Consider the following 16,167-nt stretch of genomic DNA (forward strand, 5'->3'; position numbering starts at 1 on the left):
CCTCAAATGTATTATACGAGTTAAATTAAAAACTTTCAAATAATGTATCCAATTTAAAAATTTTGTGATAGTATATCAATAGAAAGAAGGGAAAGCATGCGTTTACTATATCGACTATTCATTAATCGCTTCATATTATCATTATTAGTATTAGCATTGTTTGCATTAGATTATTTTTTTATTCAAGTAATTCCAATGCGCATTATTTCATTTACTGAACCTAATGTTACTGCATCAGAATATTATGAAGTTGAGCTTGGTGAAGCTAAAATCTATGTATTAATACATTATGACGGAGATAAAATACATTTAGTACCAACAACAATAACTCCTGATAATTCTCTAACTCAAAAAAATGTCAAAATTCCATATTACTATTATGCTTTAGCATTGGTAATTGTTAATATTATTCCTTGGAAAATATTTTTCCCATCCAAAAAGAAAAAGAAAAAAGATAAAGTAATTTAAGGAGGAAGTAATTTGAAAAATTTTTTGAAATCAATTCATAGTTTTACACATTCAATCGGTGGATTATTAGTTTTAATTCTCTTATGTATACTTTATGTAAGCTTTGATTCATATATTTATGAGCTTCATAATTTTAATCTAACTGCAATAAGCGCTTTAATCTATGCAATATTAATTGTTTTTGCAATGCTTTGGAGCCAAGTACGTAACAAAGTATTATTAGCACATATTCTTGCAATGATTATTTTCGGTAATGTCATTTCTCAATTTATAAATAATTTATCAACTGGTACTTTTGATTTTTCAAATATACGCACATATATTCAAATATTAACTGTAATCTATTTAGTATTCGTTATTTCAGCAGAATGCTTATTTACAAATATATCTTCTGCTTCATTCAAATTAACTGAAATATATTCAATTATTGCATTATTTGCAATTTCCTACGTCTTTAATGGTGTTGGTTCAATGATGGTTCTAGCTTTCCCAATTTTAGTAGCACTATTATTGGGTTCTAAAGCTGTTGCATTCATTGTTGCAACAGCAGCTGCCCAAAGAGAACTAATTTTTAATATAAATGTTATAGTCCATTCACCAAACTTTGCAGATAGTTGGTTAAATTATGTATTAGTCGTATTATATGCAATTATTTTTGTCGTATTATTTATAAATATGTTTAAAAAACTTAAAGTTTAATGAATATAAAAAAACTCAGTCCTTAAAATTGACTGAGTTTTTTTATAAGTTCACTTCAAAACGAACATTTTTCAATTCACTAATATTTTTTGCACCAATAATAATCATGATTTTTTTTAAGACTAAGATGAAATCTTCAACAGCTTTAATAGATTCTTCAAATGGTAATTTTGTTAAGTCTAAGAACCATTTAGATAAACCTACTGCTTTGGCACCAAGTACTAAAGCCTTAATAACATCTAATGGATTTCTTATACCACCAGAAGCATAGATTTCTAGTTCTTTCTCATTTATTAAATCTAAAAGAATTGTTGCTGTATCGATTTCAAAATCTTTAAGATAGTTATAATTTTTATTTGCACGTGTTGATTCAATATCAATAAATGATGTTCCACCACTTCCAGATACATCAATATACTTAATTCCAATTGATTTTAATATCTCAATTGTTTTTTGGCTCATGCCTATACCGACATGTTTGACTAAAAGTGGTAAATCAAGATTTTGATTAATCTCATCAATATTTTCTTTCCACATACTGAAATCTCGATCACCTTCTGGCATAATAAGCTCTTGTATCGTATTTAAATGGATAGATAAACCATTTGCTTGAATCATATTTATTGCTCGTTTAGCATCTTTTAATCCATAATTTGGATTAATATTTGCTAATAAAATACCATGATGATATTTTCTAATTACTTCAAATGACTCTTTTTTTGATTCATCTTTTAATGCAATAGATTGACTTCCTGAAATCATTGGTATATCAAAATACTGAGCTAATTTAGCAAGATACTTATTAATCTCATATGCTTTATCAGTACCCCCTGTCATTGCATTGACATAAATAGGATATGGAATTTTATATCCTAAAAAGGATGTGCGTAAATCAATATCACTTAATTTAAGTCCTGATAAATCATTTGATTCTAAACAAATTCTATCAAATGCATTTGATTTAGTTTTTTGATTCATTGCAATCGCAATATGTTCATCTTTTCTATTCATCATAACTCCATACCTTTAAATTTAAAGGTTCAAGATTTTTATTTTTCCATGTTTCGAATAACTGATTGAGATTTTCTTTATCATGAACTAATGCAAATCCACAGTCACCAAATCCTGCACCAGATGTTTTTGCAACATAACCAAGTTTGTTTGCAGATTCAATCATATGTTTAAACGGTTCAGATTCTATAATTATACCTGCTTCGTTTTCTAATTCTAATAAAGCTTCTCTATAAAAGTTTGTGTAAAGTTTAATACTTGCATAATCGTTTCTAACAAATGCTTCTTTAAATTGAGCAACAATAATATGTGTTTTATTTAAAAAGTTTGAATACCAAGGACTTGATGAAAATTCTGTAATTTTATCTGTATATTCATTAGTTATTTTTGATATACCACTATAACAAACAGCTAAATCAAAATTAGGTTTTGGTAATTTTTCTATCTTTAGTAATGGCCATTCTAAATTCATTAACTCATCAATTTTTCCTTTATGGTTTAATACCCATATCAAATCATATCTTTGATATAAAATCCATCCCCCATAAATACTTGCAGCTAATTCACCACCAGATGTAACATCGTTGACTTCAATTTGAGCTAATACACTTAATTTAAATATATCAAGCGATTTAAGTTCTAGTCCATGATATTTAAGGATGGCTTTGATAACTGCTACAATTACAGCACCTGATGAGCCTAAACCATATTTTTGATTTTTTTCATTCATGAGTTCACTTCGTAAGTTAATTTTATATATTTTAGGTTCAATATTTAAATGTTTTAAATAAGTGTGTGATATATGTATAGCTGCTTTAACATGTTTCATCGTGTCATACATTACAACAGGCAATCCATCAGATAACATCCATTTGAAATGTCCATATTCTGATTCGAATTCATAGACTTTTGATTCTTGAATTTGAACTTTAATAAATCTATCGACAGCAACCAAAATTGCTTCATTGCCTGGTTTTAATATTGAATATTCACCAATAATAAATAATTTACCTGGTACTTGAAGTTGCATCATATTAAATATGCTCCTTTACCTTTATTACAAACCACGACTTCTGTTATTTTTTGATAAAGCGGTAAAACATCCTTGATACTTGATTTTTTCGTAAATATTTTTACATTCGGTCCTGCATCCATTGATACATAAACAGGATAACCTTTTTCTCTTAGTGCATGTGTATATTGAATAATTTCACGACTTTTATCTGTTAAATATGTTATACCTGTTTTTTCAATTAACTCATGCATTTTAATTGCATGACTTTCAAGTGTTGTTCCAATTATATTAAAATCTTGATTTATAAAACCTAACTTAATCCGTTCTAAATGATCGTTAGTTAATGTAATCCATTCGTTTTTTAGTTCAGGAAAGTCAGTTAATATATTCATCGCATCTCTTGAACCAACTTTTTTCTCGTTTTTATCAACAAATGCAATTATTACTGCAACATCATTATAATCATAAAACGATTCTGCATAACTAGATTCATGGCTATCACCTTCATGCCATATAGCAAACCCAGAAATAATTGATCTTGAGGCAGATCCTGAACCAAGTCTAGCTAAACTCGATAATTCTTTTTGACTTAGATGGACACCAAAAGCTTCTGTTGCTGCCAATGCTAAAGCACTAAATGCACTAGAGCTTGAAGCTATACCTGCTTTTTTTGGTACATAGTTATATGAATCGATTAAAGCATAATATGGAATGTTATATCTTTTTCGTATTTCATCCATAAAATTTGATACACGTTTTAATTCATCCCCTGTAATAAAACGTCCATCAATATATAAATGGTCTTCAGTAAGTCCTTTTTTATATTCAACTGTTGTTGTTGTATAAAATTGATCAAGTGTTAATGAAACACTTGATGTTAAGGGTAAGTTTAAAGTTTTATCCTTTTTTCCCCAGTATTTAATTAATGCGATATTTATATGACTTCTAGCTGTTTTTTTCATGTAATAATTTCCTTTAAATCATAAAACCATGTAGAAACGGCGCCATTATTTCTTAATAAATCAGATAACTTAATTGCATCATCAATATTTTTAACAAGTGCAATCATACATCCGCCACGACCGCCTCCTGTTAATTTGGCACCTAATGCACCATTTTTTAGACTTAAATCAACAAACTTTTCTAATTTTTCATCAGAAACATTCATTAGTTTCAATAATTGATGTGCTTCTGTCATAGCTAATCCTAATCGAATGACTTCATTGTTTTCTAAAAAGTTTTTAACATTCTTTGTTAATTCTTCTAATCTATCTAATATTGGATTAACAACTGTAGGATTATCTTGCCATAGTTTTCTTACCTCACTAACAGCTTCTTTAGTTAATCCTTTTTTACCTGTATCAGCAACAACTAACACAGCATCCATTTTTAGTGAAATGACACTTTGTCCTAAATCTTTTTGGAAAAATAAAGCTTTTCCTGAAGTAATCGTCATTGCATCTAATCCAGATGGATTTTCATGATGAATTTGCTCAGCAATATCTACAAAATAATTAAGTTTTTCTTGAGTTAATTCCACATCAAATGCATCAAATAAAGATCTTACAACTGCAATGGATACAGCAGCTGATGATCCCAACCCTCTTTGAACAGGAACATTTGATTCAATATCAACATGAATACCAAAAAATGGTTGTTTTAAATAAACCATGACAATTTGAATTAACTGTTTAATGCCAAACAACTCTTTAGGTGCTTCGTCTAATAAACCATTATGATAATATGAAGATATTGTAATTGGGCGATCAGTTTTATAAATTTTTACAGATATCTGAACTTGATTAAATGGTAATGCAATCGCAGGTTTTCCATATACAACGGAATGTTCACCCATTAATATGATTTTGCCTGTTGCTATTCCCTGTCCAAAATTGTTCATACAATTACTCACTTTCCTATATCATTATATCATAATATGATACAATGATAATAGCCAAAGTCGAAAGGATTATTAAACAATGAGCAAAATACAAGTATCAATGAAAATTAAAAACTATGGTGAAATTCTTCTAGAATTATATCCTGAAGTTGCACCAAATACTGTTGCTAATTTTTTAACTTATGTAAATGAAAACTTATATAATGGCTTAATCTTTCATCGAGTCATTAAAGGATTTATGATTCAAGGTGGTGGAACTCATAAAAATTTAAAACCAATCAAAGGAGAATTTGCTTCAAATGGTTTTAAAAATGATTTAAAACATGAACCAGGAGTTATTTCTATGGCACGTACAATGATGCCAAACTCTGCTACTTCACAATTCTTTATCATGCATAAATCAGCACCTCATTTAGATGGAAATTATGCTGCATTTGGTAAAGTTATCGAAGGATTTGAAATAGTTGATAAAATAGCAAATGTAAAAACAGACCAATTTGATCAACCTTTTGAAGATGTAATTATAGAAACTGTTGAAATACTAGATAAAGATTACCAAATTAAAGAAGTTGAGTACTTATGAAAAAAATAGTTGTTGTAGGATGTACAAACATTGATATACTTGCACATTCATATAATCAAGCAATATTATATGAATCAAACCCTGGAGAACTTAAACGCTCTTGGGGTGGAGTTGCAAAAAACGTTGCAGAAAACTTAGCGCGACTTAAACTCCCGACAACTTTAATAACGGTATTAGGTGAAGATGCCAATGATTTTATTTCTATGGCAAAATCTATAGATTTAAAACTTTTATATCCAACCGTTGAGTTTTCATCAACTTATCTTGCAGTTCATGATAAAAATGGTGAGTTAATCATTGGAATCAATGATACGGATATTATTACAAAACTCGATAAAGAATATTTATCAAAAAACCAAAGAACTTTTGAAACTGCTTCTATGATCATATTAGATGCAAACTTAAGTGATGAAGCACTTAAATTTATTTTTGATAATTTTTCTCACATACCAATTTATGTTAACTTAGTAAGTAGTGCTAAAGCACTTAAGTTCTTACCTTATATTCCACAAATCCATACACTTAACTTAAATACTTTGGAAGCGGAAACATTAACCAAACTTAAAAGTCCATTTGAAATGGGACAATCATTACTTGATCAAGGTATAAAATCTGTTTACTTAACATTAGGTAAAGATGGTGCATTACATTTTTCTAATCAAGGTATAAATTTCTATCAAAAAACATTAGATGAGAAAGTGAAAAATGTTACTGGTGCCGGAGATGCATTCTTTGCAGGTGCAATATATGGAGAACTAAATGGTTTAGATCCACTTAAAACAGGAACTATCTTAGCACAACTCACGCTACAAACTTATGATCCAGTTTTTAGAAATATATATCCTGAAAAACTAAATTCTTTAATAAAGGAGTAAACATATGAATCAATACATAGATATTCATCCTAAAGTGTTAGATGCAATCAAAAATAATAAACCTGTTGTTGCATTAGAATCAACAATTATTTCTCATGGCATGCCATATCCAAAAAATGTTGAAATGGCATTAAATGTTGAAAAAATCATCGAAAATGAAGGTGTTGTACCTGCTACTATTGCTATTTTAGATGGACGTATAAAAGTGGGTTTAACTCCAGATGAAATTACTAAACTTGCAAAAGTTAAACCTGTTTTAAAAGTTTCTAAACGTGATTTAGCTTATTGCATTAGTAAAAAATATCATGGTGCAACTACTGTTTCTGCAACAATTTTAATTGCTGCAATGGTAGGAATCAAAGTGTTTGCTACAGGAGGTATTGGTGGCGTTCATCGTAATGCACAAGAAACCTTTGATATTTCTCGTGACTTAGAGGAATTAGCAAACGAAAATGTATGTGTTGTTTCGGCTGGTGCTAAATCTATTCTTGATTTAGGATTAACATTGGAGTATTTAGAAACTAAAGGTGTTGAAGTTATTGGTTATAAAACAGATATATTTCCAGCATTTTATACACGTACCTCACCATTTAGAGTTCTTTATAATTTGGATACTCCACTTGATATAGCAAAACTCATGAATGTAAAATGGAACTTAGGATTAAAAGGTGGGGTTTTAGTTGCTAATCCAATCCCTGAAGTATTTTCTTTAGAAGAAGAAAAAATCAATAAAGAAATTGAAAAAGCTATCGAAGAAGCTAATCGTTTAGGTGTTAAGGGAAAAGATATTACACCATTCCTACTTGATCGCATTAAGACAAATACACAAGGCGAAAGTTTAGATGCTAATATTCAACTAGTCTATCATAATGCTAAACTTGGAGCTTTAATTGCTAAATCATATGCTAATTTATAATTAATAATAAAGATATTGTTTAATTTTATATCTTATGATAAAATACAAACAGTTGAAGGGGAGTAGTTTGCCAAAATTAATCGTCAATACGGCTAATGCCCGGTTAATTTTCAAGTAACAACTTGTAACGAGACCTTCAAAGTCATTATGGCTTTGAGGGTTTTTATTTTTAAAAATTAAGGAGGAAAATATGAAAACCATATATCAAAAAGATTCTCAAGAATTACTATTAGAATTACAGTCAACACCAAATGGTTTAACTGAAGATGAAGCATTAAAACGTTTAGATCAAAATGGAAAAAACAAACTTGATGAAGGTAAAAAACGTAGCGTATTTCTTAAGTTTTTTGATCAACTTAAAGATTTTATGGTTATCGTATTAATTATTGCAGCACTCATCTCTTTTATGATTGCGATAATTGAAGGTAAGAGTGAAGAAATTTTTGAAGGTGTTTTAATTATATTAATTGTTATTATTAATGCCATATTAGGAGTTGCTCAAGAAGCGAAAGCTGAAAAAGCATTAGAATCTATCAAAAAAATGTCTTCTCCTCATGCAACTGTTATTCGAGATGGTAAAGAAAAACACATTGATGTTGAAGATTTAGTTGTTGGAGATATTGTATTGCTTCAAGCTGGAGATTATGTACCTGCTGATGTTCGTATCATTGAATCTATCAATTTAAAATGTGATGAATCTGCATTAACAGGTGAAGCAGTTCCAGTTGAAAAGATAAGTGATCCTATTTTAAAAGATGATGTTGCATTAGGTGATAGAGTAAACTTAGGTTTTATGAGTACCGTAGCTACTTATGGACGTGGTAAAGCAATCGTTACATCTACTGGTATGAATACTGAAATTGGTAAAATTGCAACCATGTTATCTGAAACTGAATCTGAAGATACACCACTTCAAAAATCAATAGCTCAACTAGGAAAATTCTTAGCATATGTCGCATTTGGTATTGTTGCTGTTATCTTTATCATTCAAATTATCAATGACTTAAACGCTCACCATATGGATTGGTCTAAAATCAATTGGATTGAAGCATTTATGGCTTCTGTTGCATTAGCAGTTGCAGCAATACCTGAAGGTCTACCAGCGATTATTACAATTGTTTTAGCTCTCGGTATGCAAAATTTAGTTAAACAACGTGCAATTATGCGCACCTTATCAGCAGTTGAAACATTGGGTTCTACTTCTATTATTTGTAGTGATAAAACTGGTACACTCACACAAAATGTTATGACAATTACAGATGTATATTTATATGGTGCTTCATATAAAGTAGCTGAATTAACTTTAAATTCATCAATACATAAACTCATTGATTTTGGTGTTTTATGTAATGATACAAAAGTTAATTTAAGTGAAAATCAAACATTTGTTAAAATTGGTGATCCAACTGAAATCGCATTAACAGATTTAGCAATCGCAACCAATTTAAACCCAATTGACACTTTGAATAAATATCCAAGAGTACATGAACTTCCATTTGATTCAGAACGTAAATTAATGACAACCGTTCATAAAATAAATGATGAAATTATATCAATCACTAAAGGTGCTCCTGATATTTTATTAGATCGTTCTACACACGTATTTATCGATGGTAAAATTGAACCAATTACACCAGAAATAAAACAAACATTCCTAAATCAAAATAATGATTATGCTGATAAAGCATTAAGAGTTTTAGCTTTAGGTTATAAAGTATATAAATTAACTGATCCATATCAAGAATATGAACAAGATGAATTAGAATACAATTTAATTCTATTAGGTTTAGTAGGTATGATTGATCCAGCAAGACCTGAAGTTAAAAATGCAATTATTGAAACAAAAAAAGCCGGTATTACAACAATTATGATTACAGGAGATCATAAAAATACTGCAGTTGCAATCGCGACTGAACTTGGTATCTTATCTTCTAACCAATTAGCTATTACTGGTAAAGAATTAGATAATATGTCTGATGAAGAGTTCTTATCAAAACTTGAAAATATTAGAGTATACGCTCGTGTTTCACCAGAAAATAAAGTAAGAATTGTTGAAGCTTGGAAAAATAGCGGAAAAATTGTTGCTATGACTGGTGATGGTGTAAATGATGCACCATCTATTAAACGTGCTGATATTGGTATTGCTATGGGTATATCTGGTACTGAAGTTGCCAAAGGTGCTGCAGATATGATTCTTACAGATGATAACTTTGCAACAATTGTTGGTGCTGTTTCCGAAGGTCGTGGCATCTTTGCAAATATCAAAAAAGCAATCCACTTCTTATTATCATGTAACGTAGGTGAAATTATCACAATTTTCTTAGGTGTTACAATTGGTACATTAATCTTCAAAAATGCTATTGGTGAATTAGGTGCACTATCAATCCTTACTGCAGCTCAAATTTTATGGGTTAACTTAGTTACAGATTCATTTATGGCGATTGGTATTGGTCTTGAACCTAAAGAACCAGATATCATGGATTACCCACCTAGAGATCCTAAAAAATCAATTTTCTCTGATGGATTAGGATTTAGAATTGCGTATCAAGGTATAATGATTGGTACAATTACATTCTTAGCTTTCTTTATTGGTTATCAATTCGGATTAAATAATCATCCTGAATTAACAGGTTATGCTTTACAAGAAGCTGCTGTTAGACATGCTCAAACTTTAACATTCATGGTTTTATCAATTTCTCAATTATTCCATGCATTTAACGTTCGTTCAGTTCGTCATTCAACATTCAGTTTAAAACCTAATAAATTTTTATTCTTCGCGTTTTTTGGATGTTTAGCACTTCAAATGATTACTGTTTTAATTCCACCAATTGCAAACAACGTATTTGGTGTAGATTCAGTATTAGCTTGGGATATCTTTGACTGGTTAGTCGTTTTCGGATTATCTATTGCACCTTTAGCTATTGTTGAAATCGCTAAGCTTATTGAACGTCTTGTTAAAAAGAATCACTAATAAAGTAAAAAAGCACTCAATTAATTGAGTGCTTTTTGTTTGGTTTAAAATTGTGCATAAGCCATGTTCTGTAGAAGATTTCTCTTCTTGTGACTATTAATCTCAGGTATAAACCTGCAAGAAAGATATTACTACCTTTCTCGTGCCCCTACCATAATTTGGGTTGCTAGCTTGTGGGGTTTACCGCGTTTCACATCTTTTATTTCTAAAAGACTCGTCTCTGTGGCACTTTCAGAAGTATTATCATAGGTTTCCCTTTAGATAATTAACTTCGCCGTTATGTTACCATACCCAAAGTTATTGTTTCCTTTGGCACAAACACTACTCACCTTCAAAGGTGAGTGCTAGCATGGACTTTCCTAACAAGTATGAGAACTTGCTCAGTCACCTTCCAATTTTAAACCATAGTCATTTTATATAAATATTCGTAATTTGTCAAATTACATAGCATCTTTACGAGATAAATCAACACGACCCTTGTCATCAATCTTAATAACTTTAACAATGACTTGATCTCCTATGTTAACTTGACCTTCTAATGATTCTGTTCTTTCTTTATCCCATTTTGAAATATGGATTAAACCTTCAGTACCAGGGAAGATTTCTGCAAAGACACCTTGAATCTTCTTTCCATCTTTATCCATGAGTAAGCGTGTTACTTTTGCTTCATAAATTTCGCCAACTTTTGCTTCACGAACTAAGTTTGTAATGTATTCAGCAGCAGCATCAATCCATTGTTGATCACTATGCATAATAAATACACGGCCATCTTGTTCAATATCAATTTTAACTTGATTGAAGTCTTCAATGATTTGAGTAATAATCTTACCACCTGAACCGATAACATCACGAATCTTCTCAGGATTAATACGAATCATCTTCACTTTTGGAGCATATTTACTTAAAGTTTTTCTTGGTTCAGAAATTGTTGTAGCCATGTGATCTAAAATTTGAAGGCGTGCAACACGAGCTTGTTCTAAAGCTTCTTCCATGATTTCTTTTGTAATACCTGTAATCTTAATATCCATTTGAAGAGCTGTAATACCATCTTTAGTACCTGCGACTTTAAAGTCCATATCACCTTCATGGTCTTCCATACCTTGGATATCAGTTAAAATAGTATAATAGTCACCATCTTTAATCAACCCCATCGCAATCCCAGCAACAGGTGCTTTAATTGGAACACCTGCAGCCATTAAAGCCATAGAACCTGCACAAATAGTTGCTTGACTTGATGAACCATTTGATTCTAGGATTTCAGATACTACACGAATTGAATATGGGAATTCATCTTCTGAAGGTAATACTTGTAATAATGCACGTTCACCTAATGCACCATGACCAATTTCACGACGTCCAGGGCTTGTATATCTACCAGTCTCACCTACTGAAAATGCTGGGAAGTTATAGTGTAACATAAATCGTTTAGTAACTTCTTCAGTTTCTAATCCATCAATAATTTGATTTTCACCAAGTGAACCTAATGTTACAACACCTAAGGCTTGTGTTTGTCCACGTGTAAATAATGATGATCCATGAGTTCTTGGTAATAAATCAATACGACTTGATAAAGGTCTAATTTCATCAATTTTTCTTCCATCAGGACGAACTTTATCAACTGTAATTAAACGTCTAACTTCTTTTGTAACAATACCATCTAATATTTGATTAACTTGTTTTAAATAATCCTTTTGAGCATCATAATCAAATACTTTAACACCATCATATTCAACCCAAAATGCTTTTTGTTTGAAATGTTCTAAAGTATTAGCTTTGATTTCGTCAATTTTTGCATAACGTTCTAATTTTTCTTGAATGCTTACTGCTTCAATTAATGCTTTTTCAGCGATTGCTTTAACTTCTTCAATTAAAGCGGGTTCTGGTACATAAAGTTTTGGTTCATTTTTAGGTAAACCAATTTCCTTTTGAATTTCCATTTGGAATTTAGTTAAAGCTTTAATCGCTTCATGTCCAAATAAAATTGCACCTAACATATCTTTTTCACTAACTTGTTTTGCAGAAGATTCAACCATGTTTACTGCATCAAATGTACCTGCAACAGATAATTCAATATCTGATGATTCTAGTAAAGTGTTTGATGGGTTTAATACATATTCACCATTAATACGTCCAACTTTAACACCAGCGATTGGTCCTAAAAATGGAATACTTGAAATGGTTAATGCTAAACTCGATCCAAAGATTGAGGCAACTTCAGTTGGTGCTTCTGGATCATTGGATAATACCATATTAATAACTTGTACTTCATTATAGAATCCTTCAGGGAACATTGGACGAATTGGTCTATCAATTAAACGAGCAATTAATGTCTCATGTTCAGAAGGTCTTCCTTCTCTTCTTAAAAACCCACCAGGAATTTTACCTGCAGCATATAACTTTTCTTGATATACAACTGTTAATGGGAAAAAGTCTGTTTGTGTAGCTTCATCTTTTGAGACAACACTTGTCAATACAACTGTATCTCCATAATAAGTAAGGACTGATGCCCCAGCCTGTTTGGCAACTTCGCCAATTTCAACTCTTAGGGGTTTTCCTCCAAGTGTTGTTTCAAATATTTTCTTTTCCATATAAAATCTCCTTCATTTTATATAAGTTCTTCACCTATCTAATTATTATCTTAACTATTATATCATTTATTCAAAATTTTTATTACAAAACTGTATGTTTTTATTGATTTATGTTAACTAGTGTTAAATACCAATAAAAAATCCTATTTTAATAAACGAAAGAAAAAAAGGACAATCAATTGTCCTTTTATCTTCTTAATCCTAGTTCGTTGATTAACCAAGCATAACGGTTCACATCAGTATCTTTTAAGTATCTTAATAAATTACGTCTGTGACCAATCTTCATGAATAAACCACGTTTTGAGTGGAAATCATGAGGATGTTTTTGTAAGTGATCGTTTAACTCATTGATTTCATAAGTTAAAATTGCGATTTGCACTTCTGGTGAACCAGTATCGCCAGGTACTCTAGCATATTTTTCGATAATTTCTTTTTTTAACTCTTTAGTTAATGCCATCTTTCTTTCCTCCTAATGTCTCGTATAGCTGAAGAATTGCTTGGCAATGCATATTCCTCGCTATCGACCTGAGATATCATATCATAATAATTATCTTTTTGCAAGAGAAATATCAAAAAATGGCTTATATAAATAGAAAATATGACAAAAATTAAACTTTTATAAATTGATCGACGTTAACAACAAAGATTGTAGCTCCACCAACTGATACTTCGATTGGTAAAGCTGAAAATGCACCAAATTCATTAACAATAGCATTCGGAACAATTTTATTACGCGTTTTTGAATGTCTTTCAATAATATCAATGACTTCAGGAACTTTCTCATCATTGACACCAATTAAGAATGTCGCATTTCCTTCTCTTAAAAAGCCACCTTTTGTTGTAAGACGGGTAGCAAAGAATTTTTGTTGAATTAACCCCTTTTGAACCTTATTCGCATCATCATTAGATACGACAGCAATAACTAACTTCATAAGGATACCTCCTATAGTTATATTGTAACATATTAAATTGGATTTTTTTGAAAGAATTCTTCAGTTTCTTCAACATCTTTTTTGATTTGTTCTAACAATAATGGTAATGAATCAAATTTTTCTTCATTTCTTAAATATTTTTTAAATGTAATATGAATTTCTTTATCATATAAATTACCATCATAATTCAATATAAATACTTCTAATCTTTTAGTTGCAGAGTAATTTAATGTTGGATTATGACCTAAACTTGCACAACCTTTATATTTTTTTCCGTCCATTTCAACTGTAACAATGTAAACACCAATTTTTGGTAAATAATAGTGATCATAATCGATATTTGCTGTAGGAAAACCAATTAAAGATCCAATTTTATCGCCATGGACAACCTTTCCATGGATTGAATATTCTCTATTTAAAAGCGTTTTTACTTCTTCTAAATCACCTTGATCTAATCTAGATTTAATATAAGTTGTTGAAACACGAATATTCTTAAATAAATAATCTTCGGCAATAATTAATTCAAAATTACTTTCCAAATCTTTAATTGTCCCAGAACCTCTAAAACCAAATCTAAAATCTTTTCCAACAACAATTCTTTTTACATGAATACTTTTTAAAAATTCTATAAAGGCTTCTTTAGATAATTGAGAAAATTCTAATGTGAAATGTATATTAAAAAAGTAATCCACATTTAAATTTTCAAGTGCTTTAATCTTATCTTCAACGTTCATTAAAATTGATACATTTGTTTGAGTTATTACGGAGACTGGATGTGGTGTAAAACTCATAACAGCTGATTTTGTATCATGAAATGATTTTGTAAGTTTCATAATTTGTTGATGTCCAATATGTACACCATCAAAATTACCAATTGCTAAAGTTATTGGTACATCATGTTTAATATTAAAATATTCAGAGTTATATACTTTCATAGTGATTTTCCTTTACCAAAAAAATATTTAGGTTTAAACTTATCGCCATCTAATTCATAGTACGCAATCATTTCATTATTATGATTTATAACTACAAATGGATCTTTTTCAGTTGTTTGTCTGTGATCAAGTTGAACACCGTTTTTAACTAATCGAATCATATAATCATTAAGCTTAATTCTACGAATGTTATCAAAAAGTTTTTCATCTGTAATCAAATCATTCATTGTAACTTCTTCTATATTTTTCGCATCTTTCAATTGATATTTCCCGATAGATAAACGGTTTAACTTTTCTAATGCGCCATATGTATTCAATTTATAACCTAAGTCTCTTGCTAAACTTCTAATATAGGTTCCTTTAGAGACATGAGTTTCAAAAGTTAATTTTCCATTAAAATCAATCATTTTAAAATCATAGATTTGAACGCGTCTTGGTTCTAATTCTATTTCTAATCCTAAACGTGCCATTTCATAAGCTTTCATACCATCTTTTTTTATGGCAGAATACTGTGGAGGAATTTGATCGTAACTTGGTATAAATGAATGCATCGCTTCTTTGATACGTTTTTCATTAATTTTTACTTCTTTTTCTTGAATAACTTTACCTGTAACATCTAGGGTATCATAATCTTTACCGAAAACCATAATACCTTCATATGATTTATCTAAATTTTCAAACATAAAAAGAAGCTTTGTCGCTTCGCCAACTAAAACGATAAGTAAACCTGTAGCAAATGGATCCAAAGTTCCAGTATGACCTAATCGTTTAATACCTAATCTTTTTTTAAGCTTCATTAAACAATCATGGCTTGTAATACCTTGGGGTTTATTAATAAGTAAAAGACCATTCATTTTATCACCATATACATTATATATGAAAAAAGGCTTTTTATAAGCCTTTTTAATCATTATTTATGTTCTTCAAGCCACTCTAAAATTTTTTCTCTTGGTTGATATCCTGAAGTTCTTGAAACTTCTTTACCATCTTTATATAACACTAATGTTGGAACTGCACGAATACCTGTTTTGATTGCTTGTTCACGATATTCATCAATATCAACTTTAATAAATTTGGTATCATTCTTTTCGGTAGCAATTTGTTCTAAGACAGGCATTAACATTTTACATGGACCACACCAAGTAGCATAATAATCTACTAAAACTAAACCTTCTTGATTGATAAGTTTATTGTAGTCCTCGCCTTTAAATTGTTGCATGAACTGCGCCTCCTATTATTTTTTTCATATCTATATTATACATTTGAAACTCTCT

The 16,167-nt window shown here is 30.1% G+C and carries 16 protein-coding genes and 1 other RNA gene; 6 read left to right on the forward strand and 11 right to left on the reverse strand.

Translation table 11 applies throughout. The features are described 5' to 3' along the window. Positions 1-96: 96 nt before the first annotated feature. The gene (locus T434_RS0101340) at positions 97-468 is read left to right on the forward strand and encodes a hypothetical protein (RefSeq protein WP_026399575.1); all 372 of its coding nucleotides are present in this window, start codon (positions 97-99) and stop codon (positions 466-468) included. 12 nt (positions 469-480) lie between these two features. Continuing rightward, complete coding sequence (locus T434_RS0101345; RefSeq protein WP_026399576.1) at positions 481-1,167, forward strand: hypothetical protein; 687 nt, start codon at positions 481-483, stop codon at positions 1,165-1,167. A 42-nt stretch (positions 1,168-1,209) separates the two neighbouring features. Here T434_RS0101345 and fni read toward each other — a convergent pair whose 3' ends face one another. The 4 genes from fni to mvk are packed head-to-tail and all read right to left on the reverse strand — an operon-like array spanning position 1,210 to position 5,093. After that, positions 1,210-2,181 carry a type 2 isopentenyl-diphosphate Delta-isomerase gene (gene fni, locus T434_RS0101350; RefSeq protein WP_051614288.1) on the reverse strand — a complete coding sequence of 324 codons (972 nt, stop codon included), beginning with the start codon at positions 2,179-2,181 and terminating at the stop codon, positions 1,210-1,212. Then, positions 2,171-3,211: a phosphomevalonate kinase gene (locus T434_RS0101355; RefSeq protein ID WP_026399578.1), complete on the reverse strand. Its 1,041-nt coding sequence runs from the start codon at positions 3,209-3,211 to the stop codon at positions 2,171-2,173. The genes fni and T434_RS0101355 overlap by 11 nt, the downstream gene beginning before the upstream one ends. Further along, on the reverse strand, positions 3,208-4,155 hold the full coding sequence (mvaD, locus tag T434_RS06425) for a diphosphomevalonate decarboxylase (protein WP_162150586.1): 948 nt from the start codon (positions 4,153-4,155) through the stop codon (positions 3,208-3,210). Before mvaD ends, T434_RS0101355 begins: the two co-directional genes overlap by 4 nt. Then, complete coding sequence (gene mvk, locus T434_RS0101365) at positions 4,152-5,093, reverse strand: mevalonate kinase (RefSeq protein WP_162150587.1); 942 nt, start codon at positions 5,091-5,093, stop codon at positions 4,152-4,154. The genes mvaD and mvk overlap by 4 nt, the downstream gene beginning before the upstream one ends. A 79-nt stretch (positions 5,094-5,172) precedes the next feature. Here mvk and T434_RS0101370 point away from each other — a divergent pair, with 79 nt between their 5' ends. From T434_RS0101370 to T434_RS0101385, 4 genes are all read left to right on the forward strand, one after another. Then, a complete protein-coding gene (locus T434_RS0101370) occupies positions 5,173-5,676 on the forward strand; it encodes a peptidylprolyl isomerase (protein WP_162150588.1) in 504 nt (167 codons plus the stop codon). Further along, positions 5,673-6,551, forward strand: a complete 879-nt coding sequence (locus T434_RS0101375) for a carbohydrate kinase family protein (protein ID WP_026399581.1) — start codon at positions 5,673-5,675, stop codon at positions 6,549-6,551. The genes T434_RS0101370 and T434_RS0101375 overlap by 4 nt, the downstream gene beginning before the upstream one ends. Positions 6,552-6,555: 4 nt before the next feature. Continuing rightward, positions 6,556-7,467, forward strand: coding sequence for a pseudouridine-5'-phosphate glycosidase (locus T434_RS0101380; protein WP_026399582.1), 912 nt, complete (start codon positions 6,556-6,558; stop codon positions 7,465-7,467). Between the two features lie 190 nt (positions 7,468-7,657). Beyond that, positions 7,658-10,438: a cation-translocating P-type ATPase gene (locus tag T434_RS0101385; RefSeq protein ID WP_026399583.1), complete on the forward strand. Its 2,781-nt coding sequence runs from the start codon at positions 7,658-7,660 to the stop codon at positions 10,436-10,438. Between the two features lie 52 nt (positions 10,439-10,490). On the opposite strand, the gene rnpB is transcribed toward T434_RS0101385, so the two are convergent. From rnpB to trxA, 7 genes are all read right to left on the reverse strand, one after another. Next, positions 10,491-10,834, reverse strand: an RNA gene (gene rnpB, locus T434_RS07620) — RNase P RNA component class B. 44 nt (positions 10,835-10,878) lie between these two features. Continuing rightward, positions 10,879-13,026 (reverse strand): polyribonucleotide nucleotidyltransferase, encoded by a 2,148-nt coding sequence (locus tag T434_RS0101390; RefSeq protein ID WP_026399584.1) that lies wholly within the window; start codon positions 13,024-13,026, stop codon positions 10,879-10,881. A gap of 187 nt (positions 13,027-13,213) precedes the next feature. Next, the gene (gene rpsO / locus T434_RS0101395; RefSeq protein WP_026399585.1) at positions 13,214-13,483 is read right to left on the reverse strand and encodes a 30S ribosomal protein S15; all 270 of its coding nucleotides are present in this window, start codon (positions 13,481-13,483) and stop codon (positions 13,214-13,216) included. Between the two features lie 151 nt (positions 13,484-13,634). Then, positions 13,635-13,958, reverse strand: a complete 324-nt coding sequence (locus T434_RS0101400) for a cyclic-di-AMP receptor (protein WP_026399586.1) — start codon at positions 13,956-13,958, stop codon at positions 13,635-13,637. Positions 13,959-13,990: 32 nt separating this feature from the next. Next, positions 13,991-14,893: a bifunctional riboflavin kinase/FAD synthetase gene (locus tag T434_RS0101405; protein ID WP_026399587.1), complete on the reverse strand. Its 903-nt coding sequence runs from the start codon at positions 14,891-14,893 to the stop codon at positions 13,991-13,993. Continuing rightward, a complete protein-coding gene (truB, locus tag T434_RS06430; RefSeq protein WP_162150589.1) occupies positions 14,890-15,747 on the reverse strand; it encodes a tRNA pseudouridine(55) synthase TruB in 858 nt (285 codons plus the stop codon). Before truB ends, T434_RS0101405 begins: the two co-directional genes overlap by 4 nt. Before the next feature lie 56 nt (positions 15,748-15,803). Beyond that, a complete protein-coding gene (gene trxA / locus T434_RS0101415; RefSeq protein ID WP_026399588.1) occupies positions 15,804-16,112 on the reverse strand; it encodes a thioredoxin in 309 nt (102 codons plus the stop codon). Between the last annotated feature and the right edge of the window lie 55 nt (positions 16,113-16,167).

Source organism: Acholeplasma equifetale ATCC 29724, assembly GCF_000687735.1.
Lineage (GTDB): Bacteria > Bacillota_I > Bacilli_A > Acholeplasmatales > Acholeplasmataceae > Acholeplasma > Acholeplasma equifetale.

Coding starts and splice junctions, on each gene's coding strand:
- T434_RS0101405 (WP_026399587.1), bottom strand. CDS start 14,893: ATGAAAGTATATAACTCTGAATATTTTAATATTAAACATGATGTACCA.
- T434_RS0101390 (WP_026399584.1), bottom strand. CDS start 13,026: ATGGAAAAGAAAATATTTGAAACAACACTTGGAGGAAAACCCCTAAGA.
- truB (WP_162150589.1), bottom strand. CDS start 15,747: ATGAATGGTCTTTTACTTATTAATAAACCCCAAGGTATTACAAGCCAT.
- T434_RS0101340 (WP_026399575.1), top strand. CDS start 97: ATGCGTTTACTATATCGACTATTCATTAATCGCTTCATATTATCATTA.
- T434_RS0101400 (WP_026399586.1), bottom strand. CDS start 13,958: ATGAAGTTAGTTATTGCTGTCGTATCTAATGATGATGCGAATAAGGTT.
- T434_RS0101385 (WP_026399583.1), top strand. CDS start 7,658: ATGAAAACCATATATCAAAAAGATTCTCAAGAATTACTATTAGAATTA.
- T434_RS0101355 (WP_026399578.1), bottom strand. CDS start 3,211: ATGATGCAACTTCAAGTACCAGGTAAATTATTTATTATTGGTGAATAT.
- mvk (WP_162150587.1), bottom strand. CDS start 5,093: ATGAACAATTTTGGACAGGGAATAGCAACAGGCAAAATCATATTAATG.
- rpsO (WP_026399585.1), bottom strand. CDS start 13,483: ATGGCATTAACTAAAGAGTTAAAAAAAGAAATTATCGAAAAATATGCT.
- T434_RS0101370 (WP_162150588.1), top strand. CDS start 5,173: ATGAGCAAAATACAAGTATCAATGAAAATTAAAAACTATGGTGAAATT.
- T434_RS0101375 (WP_026399581.1), top strand. CDS start 5,673: ATGAAAAAAATAGTTGTTGTAGGATGTACAAACATTGATATACTTGCA.
- trxA (WP_026399588.1), bottom strand. CDS start 16,112: ATGCAACAATTTAAAGGCGAGGACTACAATAAACTTATCAATCAAGAA.
- fni (WP_051614288.1), bottom strand. CDS start 2,181: ATGATGAATAGAAAAGATGAACATATTGCGATTGCAATGAATCAAAAA.
- T434_RS0101380 (WP_026399582.1), top strand. CDS start 6,556: ATGAATCAATACATAGATATTCATCCTAAAGTGTTAGATGCAATCAAA.
- mvaD (WP_162150586.1), bottom strand. CDS start 4,155: ATGAAAAAAACAGCTAGAAGTCATATAAATATCGCATTAATTAAATAC.